The 26,525-nt window shown below is 35.4% G+C and carries 22 protein-coding genes and 1 other RNA gene; 18 read left to right on the top strand and 5 right to left on the bottom strand.

Annotation, left to right across the window (positions count from 1 at the left end; all coding sequences use genetic code 11):
- Positions 1–127: 127 nt before the first annotated feature.
- Positions 128–534, bottom strand: a transfer-messenger RNA (tmRNA) gene (gene ssrA / locus ACFE0M_RS08340).
- A gap of 123 nt (positions 535–657) precedes the next feature.
- Positions 658–1,230, bottom strand: a complete 573-nt coding sequence (locus ACFE0M_RS08335; RefSeq protein WP_434545300.1) for a hypothetical protein — start codon at positions 1,228–1,230, stop codon at positions 658–660.
- Between the two features lie 412 nt (positions 1,231–1,642).
- On the opposite strand from ACFE0M_RS08335, the gene ACFE0M_RS08330 reads away from it, so the two are divergent.
- From ACFE0M_RS08330 to ACFE0M_RS08300, 7 genes are all read left to right on the top strand, one after another.
- A complete protein-coding gene (locus ACFE0M_RS08330) occupies positions 1,643–2,176 on the top strand; it encodes an RNA polymerase sigma factor (RefSeq protein WP_434545299.1) in 534 nt (177 codons plus the stop codon).
- On the top strand, positions 2,145–2,666 hold the full coding sequence (locus ACFE0M_RS08325; RefSeq protein WP_434545298.1) for a hypothetical protein: 522 nt from the start codon (positions 2,145–2,147) through the stop codon (positions 2,664–2,666). Before ACFE0M_RS08330 ends, ACFE0M_RS08325 begins: the two co-directional genes overlap by 32 nt.
- Before the next feature lie 248 nt (positions 2,667–2,914).
- Positions 2,915–3,445 carry a DUF4252 domain-containing protein gene (locus tag ACFE0M_RS08320; RefSeq protein ID WP_434545297.1) on the top strand — a complete coding sequence of 177 codons (531 nt, stop codon included), beginning with the start codon at positions 2,915–2,917 and terminating at the stop codon, positions 3,443–3,445.
- A gap of 76 nt (positions 3,446–3,521) precedes the next feature.
- On the top strand, positions 3,522–4,106 hold the full coding sequence (locus ACFE0M_RS08315; protein ID WP_434545296.1) for a DUF4252 domain-containing protein: 585 nt from the start codon (positions 3,522–3,524) through the stop codon (positions 4,104–4,106).
- Between the two features lie 4 nt (positions 4,107–4,110).
- On the top strand, positions 4,111–5,013 hold the full coding sequence (locus tag ACFE0M_RS08310) for an ABC transporter ATP-binding protein (protein WP_434545295.1): 903 nt from the start codon (positions 4,111–4,113) through the stop codon (positions 5,011–5,013).
- A complete protein-coding gene (locus ACFE0M_RS08305; protein WP_434545294.1) occupies positions 5,010–5,825 on the top strand; it encodes a hypothetical protein in 816 nt (271 codons plus the stop codon). Before ACFE0M_RS08310 ends, ACFE0M_RS08305 begins: the two co-directional genes overlap by 4 nt.
- Before the next feature lie 3 nt (positions 5,826–5,828).
- Complete coding sequence (locus ACFE0M_RS08300) at positions 5,829–6,398, top strand: uracil-DNA glycosylase family protein (RefSeq protein WP_434545293.1); 570 nt, start codon at positions 5,829–5,831, stop codon at positions 6,396–6,398.
- Between the two features lie 18 nt (positions 6,399–6,416).
- Here the strand turns inward: ACFE0M_RS08300 and ACFE0M_RS08295 are convergent, their stop codons facing one another.
- Both ACFE0M_RS08295 and ACFE0M_RS08290 read right to left on the bottom strand, forming a co-directional pair.
- Entirely contained in the window at positions 6,417–7,559 is a 1,143-nt protein-coding gene (locus ACFE0M_RS08295; protein ID WP_434545292.1) for a fatty acid desaturase family protein, read from the bottom strand.
- 529 nt (positions 7,560–8,088) lie between these two features.
- Positions 8,089–9,159, bottom strand: coding sequence for an isoaspartyl peptidase/L-asparaginase family protein (locus ACFE0M_RS08290; RefSeq protein ID WP_434545291.1), 1,071 nt, complete (start codon positions 9,157–9,159; stop codon positions 8,089–8,091).
- Between the two features lie 136 nt (positions 9,160–9,295).
- On the opposite strand from ACFE0M_RS08290, the gene ACFE0M_RS08285 reads away from it, so the two are divergent.
- From ACFE0M_RS08285 to ACFE0M_RS08275, 3 genes are all read left to right on the top strand, one after another.
- Positions 9,296–14,035, top strand: coding sequence for a tetratricopeptide repeat protein (locus ACFE0M_RS08285; RefSeq protein ID WP_434545290.1), 4,740 nt, complete (start codon positions 9,296–9,298; stop codon positions 14,033–14,035).
- Positions 14,036–14,582: 547 nt separating this feature from the next.
- Complete coding sequence (locus tag ACFE0M_RS08280) at positions 14,583–16,772, top strand: acyl-CoA dehydrogenase family protein (protein WP_434545289.1); 2,190 nt, start codon at positions 14,583–14,585, stop codon at positions 16,770–16,772.
- A 145-nt stretch (positions 16,773–16,917) separates the two neighbouring features.
- Positions 16,918–17,676, top strand: coding sequence for a carboxypeptidase-like regulatory domain-containing protein (locus ACFE0M_RS08275; RefSeq protein ID WP_434545288.1), 759 nt, complete (start codon positions 16,918–16,920; stop codon positions 17,674–17,676).
- A gap of 97 nt (positions 17,677–17,773) precedes the next feature.
- On the opposite strand, the gene ACFE0M_RS08270 is transcribed toward ACFE0M_RS08275, so the two are convergent.
- Entirely contained in the window at positions 17,774–18,556 is a 783-nt protein-coding gene (locus ACFE0M_RS08270; RefSeq protein ID WP_434545287.1) for an SAM hydrolase/SAM-dependent halogenase family protein, read from the bottom strand.
- 92 nt (positions 18,557–18,648) lie between these two features.
- Between ACFE0M_RS08270 and ACFE0M_RS08265 the strand changes: the two genes are divergently transcribed.
- The 8 genes from ACFE0M_RS08265 to pyrE all read left to right on the top strand — a co-directional run bounded on the left by ACFE0M_RS08265 (position 18,649) and on the right by pyrE (position 26,450).
- Positions 18,649–19,620, top strand: a complete 972-nt coding sequence (locus tag ACFE0M_RS08265) for a PhoH family protein (RefSeq protein WP_434545286.1) — start codon at positions 18,649–18,651, stop codon at positions 19,618–19,620.
- Entirely contained in the window at positions 19,617–20,057 is a 441-nt protein-coding gene (locus ACFE0M_RS08260; RefSeq protein ID WP_434545285.1) for a GNAT family N-acetyltransferase, read from the top strand. Before ACFE0M_RS08265 ends, ACFE0M_RS08260 begins: the two co-directional genes overlap by 4 nt.
- Before the next feature lie 125 nt (positions 20,058–20,182).
- On the top strand, positions 20,183–22,300 hold the full coding sequence (locus tag ACFE0M_RS08255) for a ComEC/Rec2 family competence protein (protein ID WP_434545284.1): 2,118 nt from the start codon (positions 20,183–20,185) through the stop codon (positions 22,298–22,300).
- Positions 22,301–22,303: 3 nt separating this feature from the next.
- Complete coding sequence (locus ACFE0M_RS08250; RefSeq protein WP_434545283.1) at positions 22,304–23,077, top strand: enoyl-CoA hydratase/isomerase family protein; 774 nt, start codon at positions 22,304–22,306, stop codon at positions 23,075–23,077.
- Positions 23,078–23,103: 26 nt separating this feature from the next.
- A complete protein-coding gene (locus tag ACFE0M_RS08245; protein WP_434545282.1) occupies positions 23,104–25,011 on the top strand; it encodes a RecQ family ATP-dependent DNA helicase in 1,908 nt (635 codons plus the stop codon).
- A gap of 76 nt (positions 25,012–25,087) precedes the next feature.
- On the top strand, positions 25,088–25,423 hold the full coding sequence (locus ACFE0M_RS08240; protein WP_434545281.1) for a nucleotidyltransferase family protein: 336 nt from the start codon (positions 25,088–25,090) through the stop codon (positions 25,421–25,423).
- Positions 25,392–25,730 carry a HepT-like ribonuclease domain-containing protein gene (locus ACFE0M_RS08235; RefSeq protein ID WP_434545280.1) on the top strand — a complete coding sequence of 113 codons (339 nt, stop codon included), beginning with the start codon at positions 25,392–25,394 and terminating at the stop codon, positions 25,728–25,730. Before ACFE0M_RS08240 ends, ACFE0M_RS08235 begins: the two co-directional genes overlap by 32 nt.
- Before the next feature lie 69 nt (positions 25,731–25,799).
- On the top strand, positions 25,800–26,450 hold the full coding sequence (pyrE, locus tag ACFE0M_RS08230; protein WP_434545279.1) for an orotate phosphoribosyltransferase: 651 nt from the start codon (positions 25,800–25,802) through the stop codon (positions 26,448–26,450).
- Positions 26,451–26,525: the final 75 nt, after the last annotated feature.

Here is a 26,525-nt window from a genome sequence, read left to right as displayed (position 1 = left end):
TGATAACTATATCAAGCTTATTTCTTGAATACTCTATCTGAAAGGTTTTTCTCTAATTTTGCATTAATTTATTCGGAGTGGTTTGACTTAAATGAAAAGCCCCCTTCGCTAAAGCTTCGGGGGGCGGAGGTGGAGTTGGAGGGATTCGAACCCTCGTCCGGATAAGGAAACGATGCATCTTCTACATGCTTAGTTACTAATTAGGTTTTCGAGCCTGTTATGGAAAGTAACAGTCCTGTTGCAGGCCTTAGCTATTTGAGTTTCGCAATGGCTTAATAGCATCACCACGCTAGTTTCTCCTGTCGACACTCCTTGACCGCTCCCGGAAAAACGAAGGAACGAGGAATGTGGCTGGGGAATCCGCTAGCTAGCGGACTCAACCCTTAAAGCTTTATCTTAAAAAAATTAAGATTATGCAGCCATGGCGTAATTAGATTCGCCAATTATAGTTCGAATGAATTACTTAAGGATGTACATTCTCCACCCTGCATGCTGATACATAATTCACACTTACCGTCAATACCGGTCAACCCCATATGTCAATTAATTGCTCCTTCCGTTTGAAGGGCTACAAATGTACAACATTAGAATGAAATCGCATGCCGTATTTGCTAATTCTTTAACACGAAGAAGGGGTGTATAAGTTTAAGTTTTAATTTATTTCTCCCAACCCCAAGGAGCATCAGGCGCCTTAACTTCTTCCGTCAAATCAAATTCAACTCTGATGGGTTGGTCACTGCTAACCCTTCTTAAATTATAAGTAAATGTTGAGTCAGAAATACTAACCCACCATACATTTCCAGCCGCAAAAGGGATTAAGTCTGTGGTTTCTTGGTCAGCAGGAAAATACTGCAAGCTGTCAAATCCTGTATTGGGGCTAGTTCCACCATACATAGTGATATCATCAGGACTACCATCTTCATGACGGTGATCGTGCTTTAATTGAATGCTGTTATCATTTAAAGTAAAAATCCAAGTTCTGGAACGGTTTTCACCCACTACAAATGGAATTCTAATTTGACCTTCACCACAGGAAATGAAATGCATTCTTAATTCTTGCTGCTGAAAATCCTTTGGGACAGGTGCGGTGACTACTTTTCCTGCATAAGCTTTTCCGCAGTGTTGCTCTAGCTTTTTCCAGAAAAGGAGGTGGTTGGCTTTTTCCTCTTGGGCAGTAAGAATTGAATTAAATGAGAAGAATAGTATCGTTAGACTAAAAAGAGTTTTCATATTGAGGATTTATTAAAGTCCGAAAGATACTTCTTTACCCTATTTTTACCATATTTATTTGATTTAAAAGAAATGATCACAGCAAATGGAACACCCCCCCCCTTACCCCCCTCAAGGGGGGAGACGCACGGAATTACTTTTGTTTTTAAATTGATATATCATCAGGTAATTAAATATTTCCTTTAAGGATTAATAAGAGAATAGTGATAAAATTAATCGTTTTATACTTAAAAAAAATCTGTGAGAACTATCCCCTTGAGGGGATTATAGGGGTGTTATTAGAGATGCCAGCTGATAAAAAAGTATAATTAATTATTTGATTATCAGTAAAATAAATCATTAAATCCATATTTATTAAAATAAATTCAAATTCTCTGTAACTTTCACTTCAGTTGTGCATCTACCTATTGTAATGAGCGAAGAAAACTACTTTAAAAATATCTACCTGAGCCAGAAAAATAAGCTCTTCCGCTTTGGCTTTTTCTTTTTGAAAGATGAGGAGGAGGCTAAAGATGCGACTCAAGAAGCTTTGATTAAGATTTGGGATAAAAGAGCTGACTGGGAGTCAGTTGAAAACCCAGAGGCTTGGGGCATGCAAATAGTAAAGAATATTTGCTTGGATAGACTAAGGAAGAAAAAAACGGTTCAAAAGCATCAGGATTCGCTCAAGTTAGAGAAAACTTTTGGACAAGACCCCGGCACAATTTCCCTGTGGCAAGACCAATGGAAAATTATGCAGGAAGTGATGGAGCAATTGAGCGAAAAGCAAAAAACAGTCTTCATTTTAAGGGAAGTGGAAGGGAATAGTTATCAGGAAATAGCAGAGGCTTTGGAAATATCTGAAGCACAAGTGAAATCTGATCTCTTTCGCTCTAGAAAATTTTTGAAAGCAAGCATGCAAAAAATAAATGACCATGGCATTAGAAAAACTCGAACAATGGCTTGAAAAATACTGGTTGGGTGAACTCAGCCAAGTAGAAGAAATGCAGTTCAAAAGCGAACTGAAAGCCAATAAGGACAGCCTAAATGGAGAGCTGAAGCAAATGGCTGATTGGTTTGAAAGCAATGAAGAAGCTAAGCAAAATCTAAGGTTGGATGATGATTTTGATGAAAAAGTCATGAACAAGATTCATCAAAAATCACAGCCAAAAGACAGCTGGAATTGGATGAAGGTTGCCGCCTCTATCTTGGTAGTATTTGCATTAGGTTTCTTCGCTTGGTGGATGCCACAGCAGCAAGAGCAAAAACAGTTGGCTCAGCAAGAAGAAAAAGCCTATAAAGAAGCAAAAGCAACTTTAGAGTTGATGGCTTCCATGATGAATCACGGTAAAAAGCACTTAAGCTCTCTTGAAATGATTAATAAAGCACAAGAGAAAGTGAAAAATACTTTTCAACCAGACAGAAAAGAAAAGGAAAAAGAAGGACAAGATGGATGATGAATAGAGCCTAGAGTCTAGATTCTAGAACCTTGACAATTAGGTCAGTACCGGAGGTCAGACCGGAGAATGCTTAACAATAGACAGTGGACAACACAAATTTTTTATCTGACAAGGAAATGAATCATAAGTACGAGCAGGGATTTTGTCAATTGGAAAAAATTGAAGGCTTAATCTTGTCAACTGTCAATAAAAAAATAGTATAAAAATCTTAATAATTATTACTTAATATTTAAAACTCGAAAAAAATGAAAAAGATAGGATTAATAGTTGTATTAGCTTTAGTAAGCATAGCAGCGCAAGCACAGAACAGTGAATTCATGAAGTTTTATAATAAATACTCATCAGACGAGACATTTACCATAGTTTCAGTGAATCAGCGAATGATCGAATTATTCTCCAATTTTGAAGTAGAAGGAGAAGAAGAGGAAGCCATGAAAAAAGCAGTTTCAGGCTTGAAAGGAATTAAATTGATTGCCAATAGCAAAACTAGCAATGGTGCAGCTTTATTTTCAGAAGCAAATGCAGCCTTTTTGAAAGGATATGATGAATTGATGACCGTTAGAGATGGTGATTCTGATATTCGATTCTTAATTCAAGAAAAAGGCGGAAAAGTTAGTGAGCTGGTAATGCTAGTAGGAAGTGACAGTAGCTTCGTAGCTGCAAGCATTTTCGGTGAAATCGACTTAAAGCAAATGTCTAAAATGGCGAAAGGCTTAAATATATCCGGTATGGAAAATCTTGAGCAATTGGATAATATGGAAGATGACCAAAAGTAATCTCAAAAAATAAACTTAATTTTAGCAAGGATAGGCTTATGCTTACCTTGCTTTTTTCATTTAAACTAATTTGACCATGCGAATTTTAATTCTATCTATACTAAGCATTCTTATTTTTTCTGCTTGTGAGAAGAAAATTGAAGATCCACTTAAAAGTCTTCAAGAAAAGGATATCCATACCTTAAACATTAATCTTTATCCTAGCAATTTGAAAATGATTAATACCAAAAATGATCCTAATTTTGCTGAGGCAACAAAAGGTATTCAAAAACTGCACGTATTACAGCTAAAATGGGATAAGGAATCTAAAAAAGCGGATTATGCTGAATGGAAAAGCCAGCAAGATTTCAACGATTGGGAATCTATATTTTCTGCTAGAATGGAAAATGCGGATATTGAAATTAAAGCTCCAGAAGGCAGGGAAGATATTCTCTTTGCTTCTGCTGACACCAAGGACGGTCTTTTTGTTGGTTTTCTGGAAGGAACATTCGATATTTCACAAGTTCCAGCTTTAATGAAAGCGGATTTAGATTTAGGCCCTATTGGCGATTTTATTCAAGACAAAGAAAAGCAAAAGGAACATAGAGAGAAGATGAGAAAAATGCATAAGGAAATGAATGGTGATTCCACTGAGAAACAATCTGAAAGCACTGAAGAATAGATTTATGGCCGAAAATATATTAGAGATTTCAGGTCTGAATAAGCGATATGGAAATATTCAGGCAGTTAATAATCTTGAACTCAAAGTTGAAAAAGGAACAGTTTTTGGGCTTTTAGGCCCCAACGGAAGTGGTAAAAGTACAACCTTAGGAATTCTTTTAGGTGTTGTGCAAAAGGATTCTGGCATGTATAAATGGTTTGGAGAAGAACCAACTGCAGCTCAAAGAAGAAGACTGGGCGCTATTTTAGAAAGCCCTACTTTTTATCCTTATCTCTCAGGGATTCAAAATTTAAAGATAGTCTGCAAAATTAAGGAAGTACCCGAAAGCAGAATCATGGAAGTTTTGGAGCAGGTGGGATTGGCTCAAAGAGCTAAATCTCCTTTTAAAACTTATTCACTCGGTATGAAACAAAGATTAGCCATTGCTTCGGCCTTGCTTTCTGACCCAGAAGTTTTGATTTTGGATGAGCCTACCAATGGTTTAGATCCCCAAGGAATTGCAGAAATCAGAGAACTAATCGTTAATATTGCCGAGCAAGGAAAAACCATCATTTTAGCAAGTCATTTATTGGATGAGGTTCAGAAAGTATGTACTCATTTTGCTGTTCTGAAACAAGGAGAGAAAATATTTCAAGGTACAGTCGCTGAAAGCTTGATGGGCAATGAGGGAGTAGAGTTATTAGCGGAAGATTTAGAAACTTTGAAATCCGTAGTAGGTAGTTATCCATCTTTTGTAGATATGAAACTCAATAATTTGGGAAGATTGGAAGTGCAACTATCAAATGAAAGTCCGATTCAGGAATTTCACCAATTTTTAATTGATAAGGGTATTGTGTTAACCCATTTAGCTTACATTAATAAATCTCTGGAGAAACAATTTTTACAACTTTTATCCGCTGAGTCATGATATTAAAATATTTACAAATAGAATGGTTGAAGCTTAAAAATTATAAGACTTTTATTAGGCTTGCTTCGCTTTACTTTTTGCTATTACTACTGATTTTAAGTAGTGTAAAACTACTCCTTTCATGGATGACAAGTATGGGAGCAGAATTTCAAGGAATTAGTCCTGATATCATCCCATTTTATAATTTCCCTGATGTGTGGCAGAATCTGACCTATTTAGCATCATATCTCAAGTTTTTCTTAGCCTTTATTGTAATCATTTCGGTTACTAATGAATATTCCTATAGAACAATTCGGCAGAACATCATAGATGGAATGTCGCCAACTGAATTTTTATTGGCTAAGCAAACTATGATTTTTGCTTTTACCCTTTTTAATATGTTGGTTATTTGGTTATCGGGAACCTTAATGGGACTGTTCTATGGTTCAGGGTTCAGTTTTAGTTTATATATGATGGACATGGAATTTCTACTGGCTCATTTTCTTGAACTAGTAACCTTTCTGAATCTAGCAATGTTGATTTCCGTGCTAATGAAAAAAGCCGGCTTTGCGATTATAGGCTTATGTTTCTATGCTATCTTCTTAGAGCCAGCTGTGGTTGGAATATTGAATTATAAGTTTGATGATTACTGGTTAATTACCCTTTTCCCGATCCATGCTGTAAACAATTTGATTGAAATTCCTTTTCAGCGTTATGTCTTTATGGAAATTCAGGATTTTGTGAAATTAAGTAGTGCCTTAATTGCATTGGCTTGGTTAGCGATCAGTGTCGGATTGAATTATTATTTAATAGCTAAAAGGGATGTGAATTGATGTATGCATGATTTACTTCATGATATAAGAAACTGCACAGAATGCCTTGCTGATCTGCCTATGGGAGCCAATCCTATAGTGCAGGCATCTTCGCAAAGTAAAATAGCCATTATTGGTCAAGCGCCAGGTATTGCTGTTCATCAATCTGGGATTCCTTGGGATGACAAAAGTGGAGATAATTTAAGGAATTGGATGGGAGTGGACAAGAATCAGTTTTATGATGAGGAGGTTTTTGCTTTAATTCCTATGGGCTTATGTTATCCTGGAACAGGGAAATCTGGTGATCTAGCACCCATGAAAATCTGTGCCCCACTTTGGCATAAAAGATTATTCCAGGCTATGACCGAAGTAAAATTGACCTTACTGTTGGGGAAATATGCACAGGGTTTTTATTTAGGGAAACAAGCTAAATCATCTCTGACTAAAACAGTGCAATCTTTTGAAGAGTATAGGCCAGAATATTTACCGCTACCTCATCCATCTCCAAGAAACAATATATGGCAAAGTAAAAATCCGTGGTTCAAAGCAGAGGTCTTGCCCTTCTTAAAATCACGGATTTCAGATATAATTTAATTTCGATTTAGAAATGGATTATGCTACCGCTGGAATAGGGGCAGTTTTTATTTCCTTAACCTTTTTATCATAACTTCCAGTTCCTAGTTGATTTAAGAGAGAAAAATGGCTTTTCAGTGCCACACCAAAAGATTTATGGTGATGATAAGGAACACCATATTCTGCAGCTGTTTTCTTCACTATTGGCGCAATTTTATCATAATGAATATGACAAATATTGGGGAATAAGTGGTGTTCAATCTGATGATTTAATCCTCCTACTATCCAAGAAAACCATTTTGAAGAATTTCCGAAATTAGAGGTAGTACGCATTTGATGAACTGCCCAGTTATTTTCTACACTGCCATTTTCGTCCACTTGATAAAAGTCAGTTTCAGTAATAACATGTGCGGGTTGGAAAACCAATGCCAATACAAGACCACTAATAAATTGCATTAATAGAAAGGCTAAAATGACTTGCCACCAAACTATCCCAGTGATCAAAATTGGCGCTACTAATGTTAGGGCTACATACCATGTTTTATTAAATAGCATTAAGCCTAAAGCTTTCTTGAAAGTCAAACTTTGACCCTTTAATAGCCCTCTTTTATTATAACTAATTAGTTGATCAATATCTTTGGCTATTAGCCAATAGAATGTCATCAATCCATAAAGAAGAGGGGCATAGTAAGCTTGAAATTTAAAAATACCCTTGCGTTCTTGATGAGGAGAAAATCTAATAATTCCTTTTTTATCAATATCTTCATCATACTCATCAATATTGGTGAAGGAATGATGTAATACATTATGTTGTATTTTCCAGTTAATATGATAAGCACCAAGGAAGTTGGCTGTAAAGCCTAAAGCTTTGTTGACCTTATTATTTTTGGAATACACTCCATGATTAGCATCGTGCATCACGCATAATCCAATTCCTGCCATTCCAAAGCCCATAATGATATAAAGCGGAAATGCAACTGCAAAGCTACTCACTACACCACTTAGCAAAAATGCTAAAGGGATGAAATACAACAAAAGCATGAAAACAGTTTTTACTCTCATCGCATTGTTGGCATATTTGGATATATTGTTATCCTTGAAATATTCTTTTACTCTTTTTCTTAATGTACTTACAAATTCCGGATTGTCGTTTGCGTTAAATTTTACTGTGTTCTTGTTCATAAATAATCGTTAATACTACAAGGTAGCCTAAATCCAAGTAAATATGTCATTTAAAGTCACTTTTTAGACGAAAGTATTCAACTTGGATAATTTTAATCATTTTAATTTTTAAATATTAGAATAGTACATTTAATATTTGATAATCAATTCACATTATTTAAGATAACCTTAAGATTAATTTTATACAATTCATAAGTTATTCAAAATTGATTCATCTCATTCAAGTTTATTTATTTAAAATTAAGCCCTTTTTGTAATTTTTTATTGAATTCTTGTTTGTCATTGTTAACATAATCTAGTTTGTGCATTTTACCAAAATTTAAAGCTTGTATCTTTGGAAAATGCATTTTTGTTTAATGATTGTTATAATAAGATGAACATAGATTCAACAAGAATTTTACATGAAAAGTTAAATACGTTAGTAATAAAATTAGATGAATAAAACTTCTGTTTTTATTTTTTCTCAAAAAAAAGCCATACCCAAAAAATCAGATATGGCTTCAAATTCAATCGATATTTTGCTAAACTTTTATTCTTCGTCTTTATAGATAAATACTTTAGGGGAATTTTTTTCATTCATATAGCCTCTGTACATTCCTGAAGTATTGAAAGGCATGGTAATATTTCCAGCTCTATCTAATGCTATAAAGCCCCCAGAACCACCAAATTCAACTAATTCTTCATAGACGATTTTATTTGCAGCAGCATCCAAGCTCATGCCTGCATATTTCATTTTAGCGGCTACATCATAAGCCACTACAGAACGGATGAAATATTCTCCATGTCCGGTAGCAGAAACTCCACAAGTTGCATTGTCAGCATAAGTTCCAGCGGCAATTATGGGAGCATCTCCTATTCTTCCATATCTTTTGTTAGTCATTCCTCCTGTTGAAGTACCGGCTGCTATATTTCCATCTTTATCCAAAGCCACACAGCCCACGGTTCCGAACTTACTATCAGGGAAATCCAATAAAGCTGCGCTTCTATCTTTTTCCTCTTCTCTTTTCTTCACTCTTTGTAATGCATCATATCTGCTTTGAGTGAAAAAATACTCAGGGTCAACTAATTCCAATCCTTGTTCGGCTGCAAATTGCTCAGCTCCTTTCCCTGACATCATTACATGTGGACTGTTGTTCATTACCGAAAGGGCAGCTAAAATTGGACTTTTGATAGTAGAAACCCCAGCTACTGCACCGGCATTTCTGGTTTTCCCATCCATAACAGCTGCGTCTAGTTCATTTTTACCTTCATTTGTAAAAACTGCTCCTTTGCCTGCATTGAAAAGTGGGGATTCCTCCATAATCTGGATAGCTGCGATCACGGCATCCAATGCAGGCGCTCCTGATTCCAGCTTAGCATAGCCTGCCTCTAAAGCTTCAGATAGTTTTGCTCTGTATTCCGCATCTTGCTCCTCTGTCATATTTTCACGTTTGATAGTGCCAGCTCCCCCGTGTATCACCAAGCTGATTGGGCCTTGTTTTACTTCTTTTTCCTCTGTTTTGACTTCTCTTTCTTCGGCAGGCTCTCTTGTAGTTGGATCGCAAGCAGCTATAAAAAGTAAAAGCAAAATGCTTAAAAAATATTGGTATGTGTTTTTCATAGTTTGATTATTTAATTTTGGACTCAATATACTCAACTGAGATTCTTTTAGCAAGATGTATAACTAAAGCGGTTATTTTCTTCCATAAGCGCCAAAAATTCAATAATTTTCGTCAATCTTTTTAAATCAATGATTTATGGTGAAAATTTACAGATATATATTCGCATTCATTTTTTCTTTAAGCACTTTTGCTGTTTTCTCTCAGGTAGAACAGAGTTTATATTTCGTTCAAACTTATGATAATTCAGGTCAAGCTTTACAAAAAGGAACAGCTATCATTTTAGACGGGCAAGGAACAGGGGTTACTCATCAGAATTTATTTATTGGGGCTACTAGTGCCAAGGTTTTTACTATGGACAGTAGCATACATAATATATCCACATTCAATGCCCATGATCCTGCTACTGGTTTAGTGAAATTTGCAGTTGATAATAATTTGACTACCAAATTTCAAAAAGCCTCTATCAGTACTGGAAAACTAGAGGAGGGCAACACAATTAAGCTTTTACAAACAACTGAAATTCAAAAAACTAAATCCAGTGAATCAAATATTTCTCAATCTTCTGTGATTGAAGGATATGGAACTTTTGCCGTAATTCCTGATAACCTGAGTAAATCGGCTATAGGTGCTGTTGTGGTTTCAGGTAATAATATTGAAGGACTCATTCTAAACGAGGCTCAAGGTGTAAACGGAGCGGTGGTTATTGATTTAGGCAGATTGGATAAGGCTAATTCAATCACTAATGGTTTTTCCAATTTTGCACAAAAAATTAAGGCCAATGCCAATTTATTTTCAGCCTTAAAGGCCTATGCTGATAAAGATTGGTCCAAAGCTTTGGGTGCATTTGAACAATTCGCCAATGATAATCCGAGAGATGATTTTGCATGGAAAATGGCTGGGTATTCTGCATTTGAAGCCGAAAAATATGATCAAACCATCAGTAATTTGAGCAATGCTTTAAAAATCAAATCGAGTCCTAGGGCTTATTCCATTAGGGCATTTGCTTATTTTGAACAAAAGAAATATACCGAAGCCATTAATGATTTTGCTCAAGGGCAAGATGATAAAGTGAATGAAGCCAAATGGCATGCTTATAAAGGTATTGCTCATTATGAATTAGATCAAATCAGCCAAGCCATTCCTGATTTGGAAAAAGCAAGTGAATTAAAATATGAAGACCCACAAGCCAGCTTTTATTTGGGGAATGCACATTTTAAAAACGATGCTTATGTCAAAGCAATTGAAGCTTACGACAAAGCAGAGAAATTAGGCTATGAATCAGAAGTGCTTTTTAACAATAGGGGGAAAGCCAAATTTTTGACCGAAAAATATGAAACGGCCATTGCGGATTATTCTACCTCTTTGGGTTTAAAGGCTAATTATCAAACAGCCTTGGAAAATAGGGGCGCAGCATATTACAAAATAGAAAATTGGGAAAATGCCATCCAAGATTACGAAAAAGCCATTCAAGAAGGTACAAATGATGCTGATATATTTTTACAATTGGCAGAAGCTTATCTTAATGCTGAAAATCACTCCAAAGCCATCATAAATTTTGATAAAGCCATCAATAGTGGGAAAAATGAGGCGGAAATTTTTAGAAAAAGAGGAATGGCTCATTTGAAAGTAGGGGATTCGGATAAAGCGATTACCGATTTCAATGCGGCAGTACAAAGAGGAGCAAACGATGGTAGAATATTCCAGCTATTGGGTACTGCTCAATTTGAAAAAGGAACTTACGAGGAGGCACTGTCCAATTTGGAAAGAGCAATTTCTTTTGAAATCAGTGACAGCAGTCTTTTCAAGAATGCAGCCATGGCAAGTAAGCTTTTAAATAGGAACGAAGGAGCTATAGCTTATTTCAAAAAAGCCATTGCAGCCGGAGCAAAATCCCCTGAGGTATTTGAGCAATATGCTATTCTATTATATGAAACAGGTAATACTCAGGAAGCCAAAATTAATATTGAAAGGGCAATGTCCTCAGGAGCTAATGGAGAAAGACTATTTCTGTACCAAGGATATTTGGCATTAGAAGATAAAAATTGGGATCAAGCGATCTCATCCTTACAAAAAGCCAAAGATGGTGGTATAAAAGAAGCCGGTCTATTTTCTGGATTAGGTAAGGCTTATTACAATAAAAGTGATTTCAACTCAGCTATTGAAAATCTTAAACAAGCTCTACAAGCGGGTGACAGGTCAGGTGAAAATTATGAATTGATGGGGCTATCTTATTTTAAAGTAGAGAATTATGAGGAAGCATCGAGGGCGTTAAATACAGCTATTCAAGGCGGTATCAACAATCAATCGGTTTATTTTGCGTTGGGACAGTCACAATTTGAAGAAGGGAATTATAAAAACGCAACGGATGCTTTAACCAAAGCGGAAGAACAAGGAGAAAGCAGTCTTACCCTTTATGAAAAAAGAGGATTGGCTCATAATGAATTGAAATCTGCAGATCCTGCCATATCCGACTTATCTAAAGCCTCCCAAAAAGGAAGTGAAAATACAACGGTATATTCCACTTTGGGGGATTTATATTTCCGTGCCCAAAATTTAATCAAAGCAGTAGAGTCTTATGACAAAGCAATAAGTTTAGGCGCAAAAGAAGCTATTATTTATAACAATAGGGGTAAAGCTAAATTTTTACAAGATAAAATTTCAGAGGCCATCTCAGATTATGATTTGGCTCTAGCTCAAGAACCTAATTATGATCAAGCCTTACTAAATAGAGGAACAGCATATTATCAACAAAAAAAATATTCATCTGCCATAGCTGATTTAGAAAAAACTGAGAAGAAAAGTCCTGAGGTAGCAGAAATGCTAGGATTAGCTTATTACAAAACCGAGCAAAAAGATAAAGCTCTGGAAAATATGCAGTCTGCCATTAGTGGCGGTATTAAAAATGCAGAGTTGTTCTATTTCAAAGGGAATATTTTGTATGAAAGAGAAGAATACAGACAAGCAGTCAGTGATTTTCAGAAAGCAGAAGAAGGGGGTATTAATGATGGTGATTTATATGCCAAAATGGGAAATGCTTTTTTTGAGATGGAGAATTTTAGGCAATCCGCTGAACAATTAACCAAAGCGGTTGATAAAGGTGTTTCTGATAAAAAAGTAATTGAGAATTTAGGGAATGCACTTTATGAGGGGAAACAATATGAGGAAGCCAGTAAATTTTTGCAAAGGGCAATTGCTTTGGGTACGCAAAATACTAAAACACATTATCATTATGCCAATACTCTTTTTAGAGAAGATAGATATAAAGATGCCATTAAATCCTATGATGAAGCAATAGGGTTGGGCCAGAGGGATGCCATTATTTATAATAATCGAGGGAAAGCAAAAGCTAAATTGGATCAATTCGAGCAAGCCATTTTGGATTATAATCAATCCCTTTCTGTGGATGAAAATTACGGACAAGCCATATTAAATAGAGGAAATGCCTATTTTGAAATGGAAGCTTATCAAGAAGCGCTCAATGATTTAAATAAAGCAACCGAATTAGGGCAAACAGACAATGATACTTTTGTCAGGTTGGGGTTATGCTACTATAATTTAGAAAATTATCCACATACAATTGAAATGATGACACAAGCTTTTCAAACTGGAAATCAATCTTCGGATGTGTTTTACGGGAGAGGTAACGCCTATTATAAATTAGGTGAATTGGATAATGCGTACAATGATTTAAATCAAGCAGTTACATTTGGTGATGAACATCCGGAAACCTATTTTAATAGAGGGGAAATTAATTTTCAAAAGGAGGAATATGAAATTGCATTATCAGATTTTAATAAGGCAGATGAATATGGAAGTAATGCAGATCAACTCTATTTCTTAAGAGCGAAAACTCATTATGCTTTAGATAATTGGAAAAAAGCATTGGAAGATTTCAACACGACCATAGCATCTAATAAGGAGAATTATGAGGCTTTTGCCTTGCGTGGAAATACTAAATTTCGTTTAGAGGATTTGTCGGGTGCTATAAGTGATTATAATACTGCGATTGATGGTGGAATTAAGGAAGCTGTTTATTTTAATAATCGAGGTAAGGCCAAACAACTTACAGGGAAATTGGAACCAGCAGTAGAAGATTATGATAAAGCTATAGCTACTGACAGTGAATATGCCAGAGCTTACGAAAACAGAGCTTCAGCTAGATATGAACAAAAAAATTATGTTGGAGTAATTGAGGATGTAGATAAGCTAGAAGATTTAGGCGAGGGGAATCCCAATGCATTTTATATTAAGGCGGAATCCTATTATGCTTTAGAGGATTGGGTGGGGGCTATTTCCTATTTTGAAAGAGCTATACAAGCTGATGTCATAAAATCAGACTCCTATTTCAAGCGGGGTAGAGCTTATTTGGAATTAGAAGATTACCAAGCGGCATTAGATGATTTCAATCGGGCGGCAGAAGCAAATCCTTCAAATCCGAGTATTTATTTATACCGAGCCCAATGCTTTCTGTATTTAGGCGATGTTCGCCTTGCAGCGGAGGACTACTCAAAAGCCATTACTTTAGAGCCAGAAAACACCGATGCTTATTACAACAGAGCTATTTTACGCGAGGAAACTGAAAATTGGGAAGGAGCTTTACAGGATTATGACAAAGTGGTGCAGCTAAATCCAGAGGATGCTTCCGCTTATTATTACAGAGGAAATGTAAAAGCTGTACTAGAGAATTATCAACCAGCCTTGAAAGACTTGAATAAAGCCATTGAATTAAATTCAGAGGATGCTTCATTCTACAAATTGAGAGGAAATATTTATTACCAGTTGGAAGATGATATTAAAGCTTGTGACGATTGGAACAGGGCTAAAAATATGGGTGATGATAGTGTGAATTATTATATAAGGCAGTATTGTGAGTAGGGATTCTATATGGAAGTGCTAATCGGAAATTAACTTGTTTGAATTCAGTATTGCTCTGCAAGGCTAAAAATATAAGGTCGTTCCTACGGAACTTACAGATATTTTATTGACTTATTATTACCATAAGTTAGTTTCTCTGGAACTAAGGATAAATTTTTCAATTCTAATTAGTTCATTCACTCGAGAAAAGATATATTTAAGATTAAGGTAACTAAACCTTTATATATATATATATGGCTCCATCGGAGCCAACTTATGGTAACATCAATCTGTTAGTATAACCTAAGCTCTGTAAGAGCGACCTTACTGCTTGACAAGCTTAAATTTCTTTCTGAATCTAAAGCACAGACCTAATTTCCCCATTGTGGCTTAAGGAGCTGTCTAAACTATGCCTAATCTTATACGTTTATTCTTTTGATTTTCTAAATTAATAGAGCCCATGCTGAATTCTATCTTATTTTCACAAAACCCTAATCTTTACATATTCTTACCTTTCTATTTCACGCTGTGGGAAGATTTTAATCTCACTGAGACTGATATTAAAATCATGAAAAAATTGATTAAAGCTCAGCCATGGTTGAAAAAAGAGGAAGCCGATATATTGGAGCAGTATTTGAATCCCAATCAAAAGCCGACAGCCCAAGAACTGAAAAGCTGGAAAAACCAGATCCAATTTATCAAGCCTCAAAATCTAAAAAACTTAACCACCCTTGGAATACAATTGGTAAAGGCCAATCAAAATGGGCATGAATTAAAAATATCTGAAAAGGATCAAGAAGCATTTCAAAAAGCTGAAACGGAATTAGGCTTAATTTTTAATGAAGCAGCTTACCGATTTGAGGATAGTCATTCCACTATTACATCCGAGCAACAATCAAAATCTTCTTTTGATCCAAAATTGATGCAAGAAGTCTTGGATGGTTCCAAAATAGAATTGATTCAAAAAGTAAAAAACACTTTAACTAAACCTGAATTTGCTTATCATCAGCATGAAAAAATAGCTGATCAAAGAGCACAAGTTTTAGAATGGTGTAAATTATTAGCTAAAGAAGGCTACGGTTCTTGGGCTTTTCCAAGAGAATTTGGTGGCAGGGCTGATATGGAAGGCTATTTCACCATCATGGAAACGTTGAGCTATCATGATTTAAGTATGGTCATTAAATTTGGCGTACAATTCGGGCTTTGGGGAATGAGCATTTATTTCTTAGGAACTGAAAAACATCATCAAAAATATTTAAAGCATATTGGCACTTTGGAGCTTCCAGGATGTTTTGCTATGACGGAAACCAATCATGGTTCCAATGTGAGGGGGATTGAAACCACTGCTACTTATAACCATCAGGATAAAACTTTTACCATCCAAACTCCCCATCAAAATGCCAGAAAGGAATATATTGGAAATGCGGCCTTGCATGGACAAAAAGCCACGGTTTTTGCCAAATTGATTATTGACGGAGAAGATTATGGGGTGAATTCATTTGTTGTTCCGTTAAGAAATAAATCAGGAGAGCTACATCCTGGTGTAGAGATTGAAGATTGCGGCCCTAAAATGGGCTTAAATGGGGTTGATAATGGATTGATTGCTTTTAATAAAGTAGTAATTCCAAAAGAGGGTATGCTCGATAAATTTGCTTCGGTTGATGAGGATGGTAATTTCCAAAGTTCTATTTCATCTGATAATAAGCGGTTTTTTACCATGCTAGGAACTTTGGTCGGAGGGAGAATCGGAATTCCTCGTTCTGGTTTATCAGCAACAAAATCAGGTTTGACAATTGCTATAAGATACGGAAATAAAAGAAGGCAATTCGGTCCAGAAGGTGGGGAGGAAGTTCCTATCTTAAATTATAGAATGCACCAGAGGAGATTAATGCCTCTGTTGGCCAAAAGTTATGCCCTCCATTTTGCTTTAAAATATTTGACTAATCGCTTTCTAACCAAATCAGAAGATGAGGGACAAGAAATTGAGGCATTAGCTGCGGGAATGAAAGCTTATGGCACATGGTTTACAACAGAAGCATTACAAGAATGTAGAGAGGCCTGTGGAGGAAAAGCTTACCTATCAGAAAATAGGATAGATGCCCTAAAAAACGACACAGATGTTTATACCACTTTTGAAGGAGATAATACGGTCTTGATGCAGTTGGTTGCTAAAAGTCGTTTGACGGAATTCAAAAGGGAAATGGGGGATATGAATTTTATTACTATTTTTAATTATCTGAGTAAGCAAGCTAAAACTTCATTTACGGAAAAGAATCCTATCACAGTTCGAAGCACAGATGAAAAGCATTTATTGGATTTTGAATTTCATTTGAATGCATTCAAATATAGAGAAAGAGCAATAGTGGCTTCAGCCGGACAGCGTATTAAAAGATTGGTTGATGATGGTATGGATTCCTTTGATGCTGTTAACGTTGCACAACATCATCTAGTAAATGTAGGTCAATCCTATATTGAAAGGAAAGTGTTGGAACGTTTTCAATTGGCGGTTGAAACCACTCAAAATGCAGCTTGCAAAAAAGCATTACAGCAATTATGTCAATTATATGCCCTGCACACTTTAGAGCAAAACAAAGGCTGGTATTTAGAGCAAGGTTATATGGAAGGAGTCAAAACCAAAGCTATAAGGAAAATGGTCAATCAATTATGTTGGGAAATCCGTCAAGATGCCGTTGCACTTACTGATGCATTCGGTATTCCTGATCAATTACTGGCTGCTCCTATTGCATTTAATGACTAGGTCATTTATTTGAAATGGTATTTGAATTTAATTTTTAAAGTTTATTGTAGTTTTCCAATTCATGATTTTCATAAAATAGATTTATGTTAAGTATTAAAAATTTAATAATTTTAAAATTATATTAGATTTAACTAAACCCAATTTCATGATTGATAAACGGATACTATTAATTGTTTTATTTTTTTTATCATTTTCTAGTCACTCACAAAACCTTTTTGAAGGTGAAATTTTAGATGAATCTACTGGGGAACCAATACAATCTGCTGTTATTATTATTCAAGGAAGTACCGTAGGAACCACTTCTAGTTCTGATGGAACTTTTAAACTAGAAAGTGATAAACGAAAGATAACAGTGGTGACTACACATATGTCATATGAAAAAAATGTAACTACAATTTTATCAAGAAAGAATCCCCATACTATAGAACTCAATGAGACAATTTACCAATTGAATGAAGTAAATGTAGGGATAGGAGAGTATGACGGTCCATCAGAATTGCAGAAATTTGATTCAGCTGAGTATTATTCTGAACTCTTAGATGGGTTGGAGAGTAATGAGAATCCAGGTTTTACATTAGTTGAAAAGTCCTTCAATTTTTTTGGTGGGATGGAAAATTTAAAAGCATATTTTGCTGCCAACTTTAGATATCCTGCTAAGGTACAAGAGAAGGATCTTTCAGGAATTGTCTATGTTTTATTTACCATAACTGAAGAGGGGACTGCTAATGATATAGAATTTATGAAACCGGATGGTCAAATAAATGAAGCTGTAAAGAATGAATTAATTAGGTTAATTAATTTAATGCCTAAATGGTATCCTGCTTTTCAAAGGGGAGAACCAGTGCCTGTTCGAGTTGTTATACCATTTAGTTATGCAGCAAATGGAAATGGAGCAAAGAATTAGTTTTTATGTTGAGATAGGCATAAATTTTAAACCAAAACGGTCAATGCTATTTAGGGATCGACACCCATCAAACTTCGAGCTTCCAACTTCCAACTTTTCAATACTCCCCAAACTTCACACTCACCATGCTATTATATTCCATGCCAAGCAGCTCAGCAGCATTTCCTTGCTTAATACCAATTTCCAAAACACCTTGATCATTGAAAATAGCAAAAGCTTCACCACCTTGACTTTCATGATAGTGCTGTTGAACTCCAGTCAATGCATAATTCCTGAATTTAATTTGTACGGATTTTCCTTTGCTTAGAATATCATAATCATATTTCTGAATATCCGTAATAAGATTTCCATAATCATCAATATGCACTACATGGCCTTGGATAATTTCCCTTGTCGCTTTTACTTTTGGTACTATATATCTTTTAAAATCCTCTACTTTCATATCTTCGCCTATTCCATCCAAGTTTTTGGATTTCAATATTTTAACGGCTTTGGAAGCTAATATATCTTTAGTAGGGAAATTACCTTCTAAGTTTTTTTCTGAAGCTATTTTCACCACCTTGTCAGGGTCTTTTTCCCTGATCAGACTAAGCAAACCATTATTACTACCTAAGAAAAAATGATTTTTGATTTCGATGGCAATCAGTGCTTCATTGGGTTCGGATAGGGAATTGACCGCAACCAAATGAACACTACCTTCAGGAAAATCTTGATATACTGATTTTAAAACATGTGCAGCATGAATGATATCATGCTTTTTAATGTTATGAGATATGTCAATCACCTGAAGATTAGTATCTTCACTCAGTATTTTGGCTTTTACCGCTGCCACATAATGGTCGCGCCAACCGAAATCTGATAGAAAAGTGATCAAAGGCATACAAAAAGTCGAATTATTGTTAAATTTGTTAAAAACAAAACTACATAAATTTCAGTACTAACACATTGAGAGAACATAAATAAGAAAATCATTTGGTAGAAAAAGTCATCACTTTAGAAAATGTATCCCTGGTGGATTTTTTAGGAGTTGAAAATCGTAACATTAATGAGCTTTCATCAGCTTTTCCTAAATCTAAAATCATCTCAAGGGGAAATGAAATTAGAATAAAAGGAAGTACGCCCGAGATTATTCGAATCAATCAGATTGTGCATTCATTGGTCACTCATTACCATAAATTTGGAAAAATCACCGAAGACAGTGTGAAGACCTATTTGAATGAGGAGCATGAAGAAAGCCAGAAAAAACTGGATGTTAATGCAGATGAAACTTTGGTTTTTGGGACTAAGGGTTATGCTATTAAAGCCAAAACACCTAATCAAATCAAATTAGTAGAAGCGGTAAGACGAAATGATTTAGTTTTTGCAATTGGCCCTGCCGGTACGGGTAAAACTTATGTTTCTGTTGCAATGGCAGTGCAAGCCCTAAAGAATAAAGAAGTACGAAAAATTATTATAACACGCCCAGCGGTGGAGGCAGGTGAAAATTTAGGTTTTCTACCAGGTGATTTGAAGGAAAAGATCGATCCCTATTTGCGTCCAATTTACGATGCCTTGGACGATATGGTGCCTGCAGAAAAATTAAAATATTATCAAGAAAACAGGGTGATTGAAATTGCTCCTTTGGCTTATATGAGGGGTAGGACTTTGCATAATGCATTCATTTTGCTGGATGAAGCGCAAAATACTACTCCTATGCAAATTAAAATGTTCTTAACCCGAATGGGGCCTAATTCAAAGGCTATTATCACGGGTGATATGAGTCAAGTTGATTTGCCTAAAAAACAAAAATCAGGACTGATTGAATCCACTCAAATATTAAAGGATATTAAAGGAATTGGTATCGTGCATTTAAAAGGTGAAGATGTAGTAAGACATAAACTAGTCAAACAAATTATAGAAGCCTACGATAAAAATGATGCCCTGATTGAAAAAGAACACAAATGATATCAGTAAAAGTAGTTGAAACCCAAGACGAACTAAAACAAATATTTGCTATACGCGAAGAGGTATTTGTGAAAGAACAGCATGTTGCCCGTAATGAGGAATATGATGAATTTGAAGATATTTCTACTCATTTTATAGCTACTGATGAGAACGGAATTCCCTGCGGAACGGCCAGATGGAGATTTACCGATAACGGAATGAAACTGGAAAGATTTGCAGTTTTGCAATCACATAGAGGAAGAGGCGTTGGGCAAGCTTTGGTTCAAGCAGTAATAGATAACATCAAAGAAAACCCGAAAGCTTCAGGCAAGAAAATGTATATGCATGCACAAATTCCTGCTGTATCACTTTATTCACGTTTTGGTTTTGAGAAAGTAGGCGATCAGTTTGAGGAGTGCAATATTATGCATTATCAGATGGAGATGATGAATGATTAATGGCGACATCTTCTGATGCTCATTAAACAATAAGATTTCTTGTAGTAAGAGTTAAAAAGCTCTACAGCTAGTAAACTTTTAGTTCAAGCAATTGGCTATTTCCAGCTTGTTATTTACTTTAGTATATGCAACAAGCTTGGAACCGATACGCCTTTATCCGTTTAGTACTTTTCATGGCACTTGGAATAGTAGCTGGCACTTTCCTTCCTGATTTTTTTAATATTATTCTGATTTTATTTAGTGGAATAGCTGTTTTGTATATTGCTGTACAATTTTTTAGAGGCTATCAATTTCCTACATTTCAATCCGTTTCCTTTGCTGTTTTAGCTTTTTTAATCTGTTTTTCTTTTGGTTATCTCAATGCTTTTTGGAAATCAGAAAAGCATGATGAAAAGCATTTGCTCAAAGTAAATGCAGAAGAGATTGAAGCTTTTCAAGCCATTTTGATAAATGAAGGAAAAACCACTGAAAAAACGCATGGCTTTAAAGTAGAAATTCAACAAGTTTTACTTAATAATGAATGGCAAAATTATAGTGGAAATGCCATGATTTATTTCCAAAAAGATAGCCTTTCAAAAGCTTTACAATATGGTGATCAATTACTAGTCAAATCAAGAATAAGTGAATTAGAGCCCCCGAAAAATCCACTAGAATTTAATTATAAGCGATTTTTAGGTTTTGATCAAATCTATCACAAGCAATATGTTAAATCTGGTAAATGGCTAAAGCTTGACGAAGAACAAGGGAATTTGGTCATGGCTTCTTCCATTAAAACAGGTCAATACTTGGAGGGTATTATGAATAAATACATTCCAAATGATCGTTCTTTAGCCATTGCCAAAGCTTTAACTTTAGGGATTAAAGATGAACTCGATAATGATTTGCGAAATGCTTATGCTGCCGCAGGTGCCATGCATGTTTTAGCCGTAAGTGGCTTACATGTTGGGATCATCTTTTTGATTGTTTCCACTCTGCTTAAGAGGTGGCGAAATCGTAAAAGAGGCAGGGTCTTTTTTGCTATTATCAATATATCTGTTTTATGGGCATATGCCTTTATTACGGGGTTATCACCTTCTGTACAAAGGGCAGCTATGATGTTTAGCTTTATCATTTTGGCTCAAGCCATGAAAAGACAAACCAATATTTACAATACCTTGGCAGCTTCTGCTTTTGTCCTGTTGAGTTTCAATCCATTTTTGTTGTTTTCAGTTGGGTTTCAGTTGTCTTATTTAGCTGTATTAGGAATAGTCTTTTTCCAGCCAAAATTATATGGGTTATTACAGTTTAAATTTGTTTTATGGGATAAAATCTGGGCCATTACTTGTGTTTCCATAGCAGCTCAGTTGGCCACTGCTCCATTGGGCTTGCTTTATTTTCATCAATTCCCGACTTATTTTTTCTTATCAAATTTACTTGTAATTCCTGCAGCATTTGTCATCCTCAACAGTAGTTTGTTTTTAATGATTATTTCTTTTTGGGAATGGGCAGCGGAGTGGATTGGTTATTTAATTGATTATTTTATTCAAATCATTAATTATTTGGTCTTCAGTCTGGATTACCTTCCCAATAGTACAATTGATGGTATTTACATTAATACAGCTGAAAGCTGGCTGATTTATATTGCGATATTCTTTATTGCCTTATTCATTTCAGAGAAGAAAATAAATTATATGAAATTGACAGTTTTGAGCTTGTTTTTGATGAGTGCGAGTATTTGTTTACGTCAATATGAGAATTTTCAAGAGAAGAAATTGATAGTGTATGACACTGGAAATCATCATGCATTAGCTATCAGAAACGGATTCTCACAATATCTTAAAGTGGAAGATGAATTGGCCAATGATAAAAATAAACTTAGATTTCACGTTTACCCAAGTCAATTACATGGTGGAATAGCTGATTTTCATCCTGATCATTTTGAGCCCAATAATCAAAAGGAGCTTTTTGAGGATTTTAATGGTTTGAAGCTAACTATTTGGGAGGATAAACGGATTATACATTGGCATCAGGGATTGGATAAAAATATAACCTTTAAAAAGCCGATTGATATAGATTTATTGATTATCAGCAATAATGCTTTGCAAAACCCCAAAAAGTTAATCGATTTTTTCAAACCCAAGAAGATTATACTAGATGCTTCTAATTCTTATTATAACATTCAAAACTTTAAAGCTAAATTTGAGGAGGAAAATTTAGATTATTACATAGTGCCGGAAGAAGGTGCTTTTGAATGGAAACTTTAGACTATGGAATTAACGAAAATTGAAATTAAAGACAGAATTGGGTATATCACTTTAAACCGACCAGAAAAAAGGAATGCATTGAGTTATGAATTTGTAGGAGAGCTGAAGAAAGCTTTTGCGCAGTTGAAGGATAATGATAATGCAAAAGTAATTGTGCTGAGGGCAGAAGGAAAAGTTTTTTGTGCCGGAGCTGATTTAGCTTATATTCAAGGTTTACAAGACAATACTTATGAAGAAAACCTGGAAGACTCTAATCATTTGAAAGAGCTTTTCTATGAGATTTATACTTACCCAAAAGTAGTGATTGCAGAAATTCAAGGACATGCTTTAGCGGGAGGTTGCGGTTTAGCCACGGTTTGCGATTTCTCTTATACCGTTCCACATGCAAAATTCGGCTATACGGAAGTGAAAATAGGCTTTATTCCAGCCATCGTTAAAGTGTTTTTATTAAGAAAAATAGGAGAAGGAAAATCTAAAGAATTGCTTTTGTCAGGCAAGCTATATGAGGCAATTGATGCCCAAAAAATGGGTTTAGTGAATGAAGTGGTTGAAGCCGAAAAGCTTTCAGAAACGGTTTATAATTTTGCTCAGCAATTAATTCAAAATAATTCCGGACAATCCATGGCGTTTACCAAGCAAATGATAGCTGAAGTACAAGAAAAGGGTTTAGAAGAAGGTCTGCAATATGCTGCTGAGCAAAATGCCAAAGCCCGAGCTTCGGAAGATTGCAAAAAAGGAATAGCAGCCTTTTTGAATAAGGAAACTCCAACTTGGTAATTTCATAAATTATCTTCTCAAACTCTATGCAAAACCCAAAAGCCATTGATGTTCTCCAAAAGTACTGGGGCTATGAAGCCTTCAGAAGTATGCAGGAGGAAATTATCAATTCCGTAACCTCAGGAAATGATACGCTGGCTTTGTTGCCAACGGGCGGGGGAAAATCCATTTGTTTTCAAGTGCCTGCATTAATGAGTGAAGGCCTATGCTTAGTAATTTCACCGCTAATCGCTTTAATGAAGGATCAGGTAGAGCAATTAAAGAGAAGAAAAATTCCTGCAGCTGCAGTTTATTCGGGTATGACTTATCGGGAAATTGATATACAGTTGGATAATGCGGCTCATGGAGCTTACAAATTTCTATACGTTTCTCCAGAAAGATTGAAAACTGATTTATTTCTGGAGAGGGTGAAGAAAATGAATCTGAATCTGTTAGCGATAGATGAAGCGCATTGTATTTCCCAATGGGGTTATGATTTCCGTCCACCTTATTTGGAGATTGCCAACTTTCGAGAATTATTCCCTGATTTGCCTTGTATTGCTTTAACTGCCACTGCGACTGAGGATGTTAAAATTGATATTCAGGAGAAGCTGAATTTCAAAAATGGGAAGCTTTTTCAAAAGAGTTTTGCTCGTGATAATTTGTCTTACTCCGTAAGAAATGTTGAAAATAAAGAAGCAAAGCTCTTTGAAATTTTAAGGAAAATTGGAGGTACATCTGTTGTATATGCTAGAAATCGTAGGCGGACAAAAGAAATTGTTGAATTACTTAAGGAAAATGGGTTTTTAGCTGATTTTTATCACGCTGGACTTTCACAAGCCGATCGAAATGCCAAGCAAGATGCTTGGTTGAAAGATAAAACCAGAATTATTGTAGCCACGAATGCATTTGGAATGGGCATTGACAAGCCCGATGTGCGCACTGTAATTCATTGGGAACTGCCTGATAATCTAGAATCCTATTATCAGGAAGCGGGCAGGGCAGGGCGTGATGAGAAACCTGCTTTTGCAGTTGCACTTTATCATCCTCAGGATTTTAAGGAAATGGAAGAAAAACATGAATTGGCTCATCCTGAATTTGATTTTCTGAAAAAGCTCTATCAGTCGCTGGCTAATTATTTTAAAATTGCTATTGGTTCAGGCGAAATGCAAAGCTATAATTTTGAAATTCAGGATTTTTGCCAACATTATAACTATGAAGTTTTTCCCGTTTTCCATGCGCTAAAAGTGTTGGAGGAAGAAGGTTTTATTCAATTGAATGAGCAGTTCTATCGTCCTTCAGGTTTGCATATCAATTTAGATTTTAAGGATTTGTATGCCTATGAAATTGCTAATGCCAAATTTGAAAAGCTAATTAAAACGGTTTTGCGAATTTATGGTGGGGATATTTATCAGCAAGTAATTTTTATTAATGAGTTGCAAATAGCCAAAATGGCTGAAATGAGTCCACAAGAGGTAGTAAAACAATTGAATTACCTAGATAAGGAAGGAGTCATGGATTATTCACCCAAATCTGATTCTCCTCAATTAACCTTTTTGGAAGCGCGTCATGATGCAAATAAGTTGCCTTTGAATAAAAAGCGACTGGAAGAACGGAAAAAAAGCAAATATGAGAAATTGATGGCAGTGAAAAATTATGTTGAAAATGATTTAGTCTGTCGAACTTTAAAATTACTACAGTATTTTGGAGAATATAAAGAGGAGAAATGCGGAGTATGCGATGTCTGCATCAATGAAAAAAAATCAGTACATCAGGATAAAGATCTGGAGCAGAAAATACTACAAATCCTGAAAGATTCCCATTTGAATATTGAAAGACTTTCAGAAAATATTGACGGGTATGCTAAAGAAAAAGTAATAACTGCTGTGCGAAAATTAGATGATGAAGGTAAATTAAAGATGGATAAAATGGGGATGTTGAATTTGGTGGGATGATAAAACCTTAGATTATAAAGGTTTAAGTATTTGCATTTTCCCCTGAACGGTAATTCTAAAATCATTATATTTGAATATGTACTTATTTGATTTCATAAGGAATAATAGCGATATCTTCGAAGGTATATGTAAAGCACATAAGGTAGAGAAAATGTATGCTTTTGGCTCCTCAATTACTGATAAATTTGACTTTGAAAAAAGTGACGTTGATTTATTGGTTCATTTGGATATTGATAATCCTTTGGACAGGGGTGAAGCTTTAATGTCTCTTTGGGACAAATTGGAGACTTTTTTTTCTAATAAGGTTGATTTATTAACAGCGGACTCTCTTAAAAATCCATATCTCAAAAAAAGTATAGAAGAAACTAAGGTTGAAATTTATGACGGACAGGGAGAGAAAGTACTTGTCTGATATTATCACTTCTATTGAGCTGATTTATTCATTCATGGAAGATATTAATTCTTTTGAAGACTATTGTGATGATTATAAAACTAAATCTGCAATTGAAAGACAATTGGGGATTATTGGAGAAGCAGTAAATAAGTATTTAAAAACTTCAGATGAAGCTCAATTAAATTTTGCCTCCCAAATTATAAGCTTGAGAAATAGGTTAATACATTCTTATGATAATATTGATGATACCATAATATGGACGATTATAAATAGACATTTGATTCCTTTACATCAGGAAGTAAGCAGTAAATTATCCATTTCTTAATCTATCTTTTATTTCAGCCTTGCGAATAAAAACCTTAAATTTGCAGGGAATTTAAATCAAAACTTTTTCATGATCACCATCGCCAAACCGGAAATTGCACGCGCCATATCTTTAGAATTGTTAGATGTTGGAGCTATCCAAATCAGACCTGCTAAACCCTTTACCTGGGCTTCAGGTTGGAAATCCCCCATTTATTGCGATAATAGATTAGCGCTTTCTTTTCCTGAAACCCGTAGTATTATCAAGCATTATTTATCCGATGTAATAAGGTCGCAATTTCCTGACGCAGAAGCAATTGCAGGTGTTGCTACTGCAGGTATTCCACAGGGTGTTTTGGTTGCCGAATCATTGGATCTTCCTTTTATGTATGTGCGTTCCAAGCCAAAAGGACATGGGATGGAGAATTTGGTAGAAGGTAAATTAGAGAAAGGTCAAAAAATTGTATTAGTAGAAGATTTGGTTTCAACAGGTGGTAGTTCTATTAAAGCGGCAGAAGCTCTAAAATCAGCTGGAGCAGAAGTTTTAGGTATGGCGGCTATTTTCACTTATGGTTTTGATGTAGCAGTTGAAAACTTTGAAAAAGCCAATATCAAGTTGGTGTGTTTAAGCGATTACCCACATTTGCTTGAAGAGGCTTTAGTAAAAAAACTAATTCAAAATGACGAGTTAGCCACTTTAAAAGAATGGAGAGATAATCCTTCGGAGTGGACAGCTTCCTAACCCAGCCCCCTTTTAATTCTCCCAAAGGGGGAAGACTCACGGGATTAAATCTGCTTTTTAATTTCAAAAATTGTA

It is taken from the genome of Marivirga sp. (assembly GCF_051117495.1).
In the GTDB taxonomy this organism is placed as follows: domain Bacteria; phylum Bacteroidota; class Bacteroidia; order Cytophagales; family Cyclobacteriaceae; genus Marivirga.
The sequence above is the reverse complement of the archived record's forward strand: the minus strand, read 5'-3'. Positions and strand labels throughout refer to the sequence as shown.

Coding starts and splice junctions, on each gene's coding strand:
- ACFE0M_RS08330 (WP_434545299.1), top strand. CDS start 1,643: ATGAGCGAAGAAAACTACTTTAAAAATATCTACCTGAGCCAGAAAAAT.
- ACFE0M_RS08275 (WP_434545288.1), top strand. CDS start 16,918: ATGATTGATAAACGGATACTATTAATTGTTTTATTTTTTTTATCATTT.
- ACFE0M_RS08310 (WP_434545295.1), top strand. CDS start 4,111: ATGGCCGAAAATATATTAGAGATTTCAGGTCTGAATAAGCGATATGGA.
- ACFE0M_RS08260 (WP_434545285.1), top strand. CDS start 19,617: ATGATATCAGTAAAAGTAGTTGAAACCCAAGACGAACTAAAACAAATA.
- ACFE0M_RS08300 (WP_434545293.1), top strand. CDS start 5,829: ATGCATGATTTACTTCATGATATAAGAAACTGCACAGAATGCCTTGCT.
- ACFE0M_RS08285 (WP_434545290.1), top strand. CDS start 9,296: ATGGTGAAAATTTACAGATATATATTCGCATTCATTTTTTCTTTAAGC.
- ACFE0M_RS08290 (WP_434545291.1), bottom strand. CDS start 9,159: ATGAAAAACACATACCAATATTTTTTAAGCATTTTGCTTTTACTTTTT.
- ACFE0M_RS08240 (WP_434545281.1), top strand. CDS start 25,088: ATGTACTTATTTGATTTCATAAGGAATAATAGCGATATCTTCGAAGGT.
- ACFE0M_RS08250 (WP_434545283.1), top strand. CDS start 22,304: ATGGAATTAACGAAAATTGAAATTAAAGACAGAATTGGGTATATCACT.
- ACFE0M_RS08305 (WP_434545294.1), top strand. CDS start 5,010: ATGATATTAAAATATTTACAAATAGAATGGTTGAAGCTTAAAAATTAT.
- ACFE0M_RS08295 (WP_434545292.1), bottom strand. CDS start 7,559: ATGAACAAGAACACAGTAAAATTTAACGCAAACGACAATCCGGAATTT.
- ACFE0M_RS08245 (WP_434545282.1), top strand. CDS start 23,104: ATGCAAAACCCAAAAGCCATTGATGTTCTCCAAAAGTACTGGGGCTAT.
- ACFE0M_RS08335 (WP_434545300.1), bottom strand. CDS start 1,230: ATGAAAACTCTTTTTAGTCTAACGATACTATTCTTCTCATTTAATTCA.
- ACFE0M_RS08325 (WP_434545298.1), top strand. CDS start 2,145: ATGGCATTAGAAAAACTCGAACAATGGCTTGAAAAATACTGGTTGGGT.
- ACFE0M_RS08270 (WP_434545287.1), bottom strand. CDS start 18,556: ATGCCTTTGATCACTTTTCTATCAGATTTCGGTTGGCGCGACCATTAT.
- pyrE (WP_434545279.1), top strand. CDS start 25,800: ATGATCACCATCGCCAAACCGGAAATTGCACGCGCCATATCTTTAGAA.
- ACFE0M_RS08315 (WP_434545296.1), top strand. CDS start 3,522: ATGCGAATTTTAATTCTATCTATACTAAGCATTCTTATTTTTTCTGCT.
- ACFE0M_RS08235 (WP_434545280.1), top strand. CDS start 25,392: ATGACGGACAGGGAGAGAAAGTACTTGTCTGATATTATCACTTCTATT.
- ACFE0M_RS08255 (WP_434545284.1), top strand. CDS start 20,183: ATGCAACAAGCTTGGAACCGATACGCCTTTATCCGTTTAGTACTTTTC.
- ACFE0M_RS08320 (WP_434545297.1), top strand. CDS start 2,915: ATGAAAAAGATAGGATTAATAGTTGTATTAGCTTTAGTAAGCATAGCA.
- ACFE0M_RS08280 (WP_434545289.1), top strand. CDS start 14,583: ATGAAAAAATTGATTAAAGCTCAGCCATGGTTGAAAAAAGAGGAAGCC.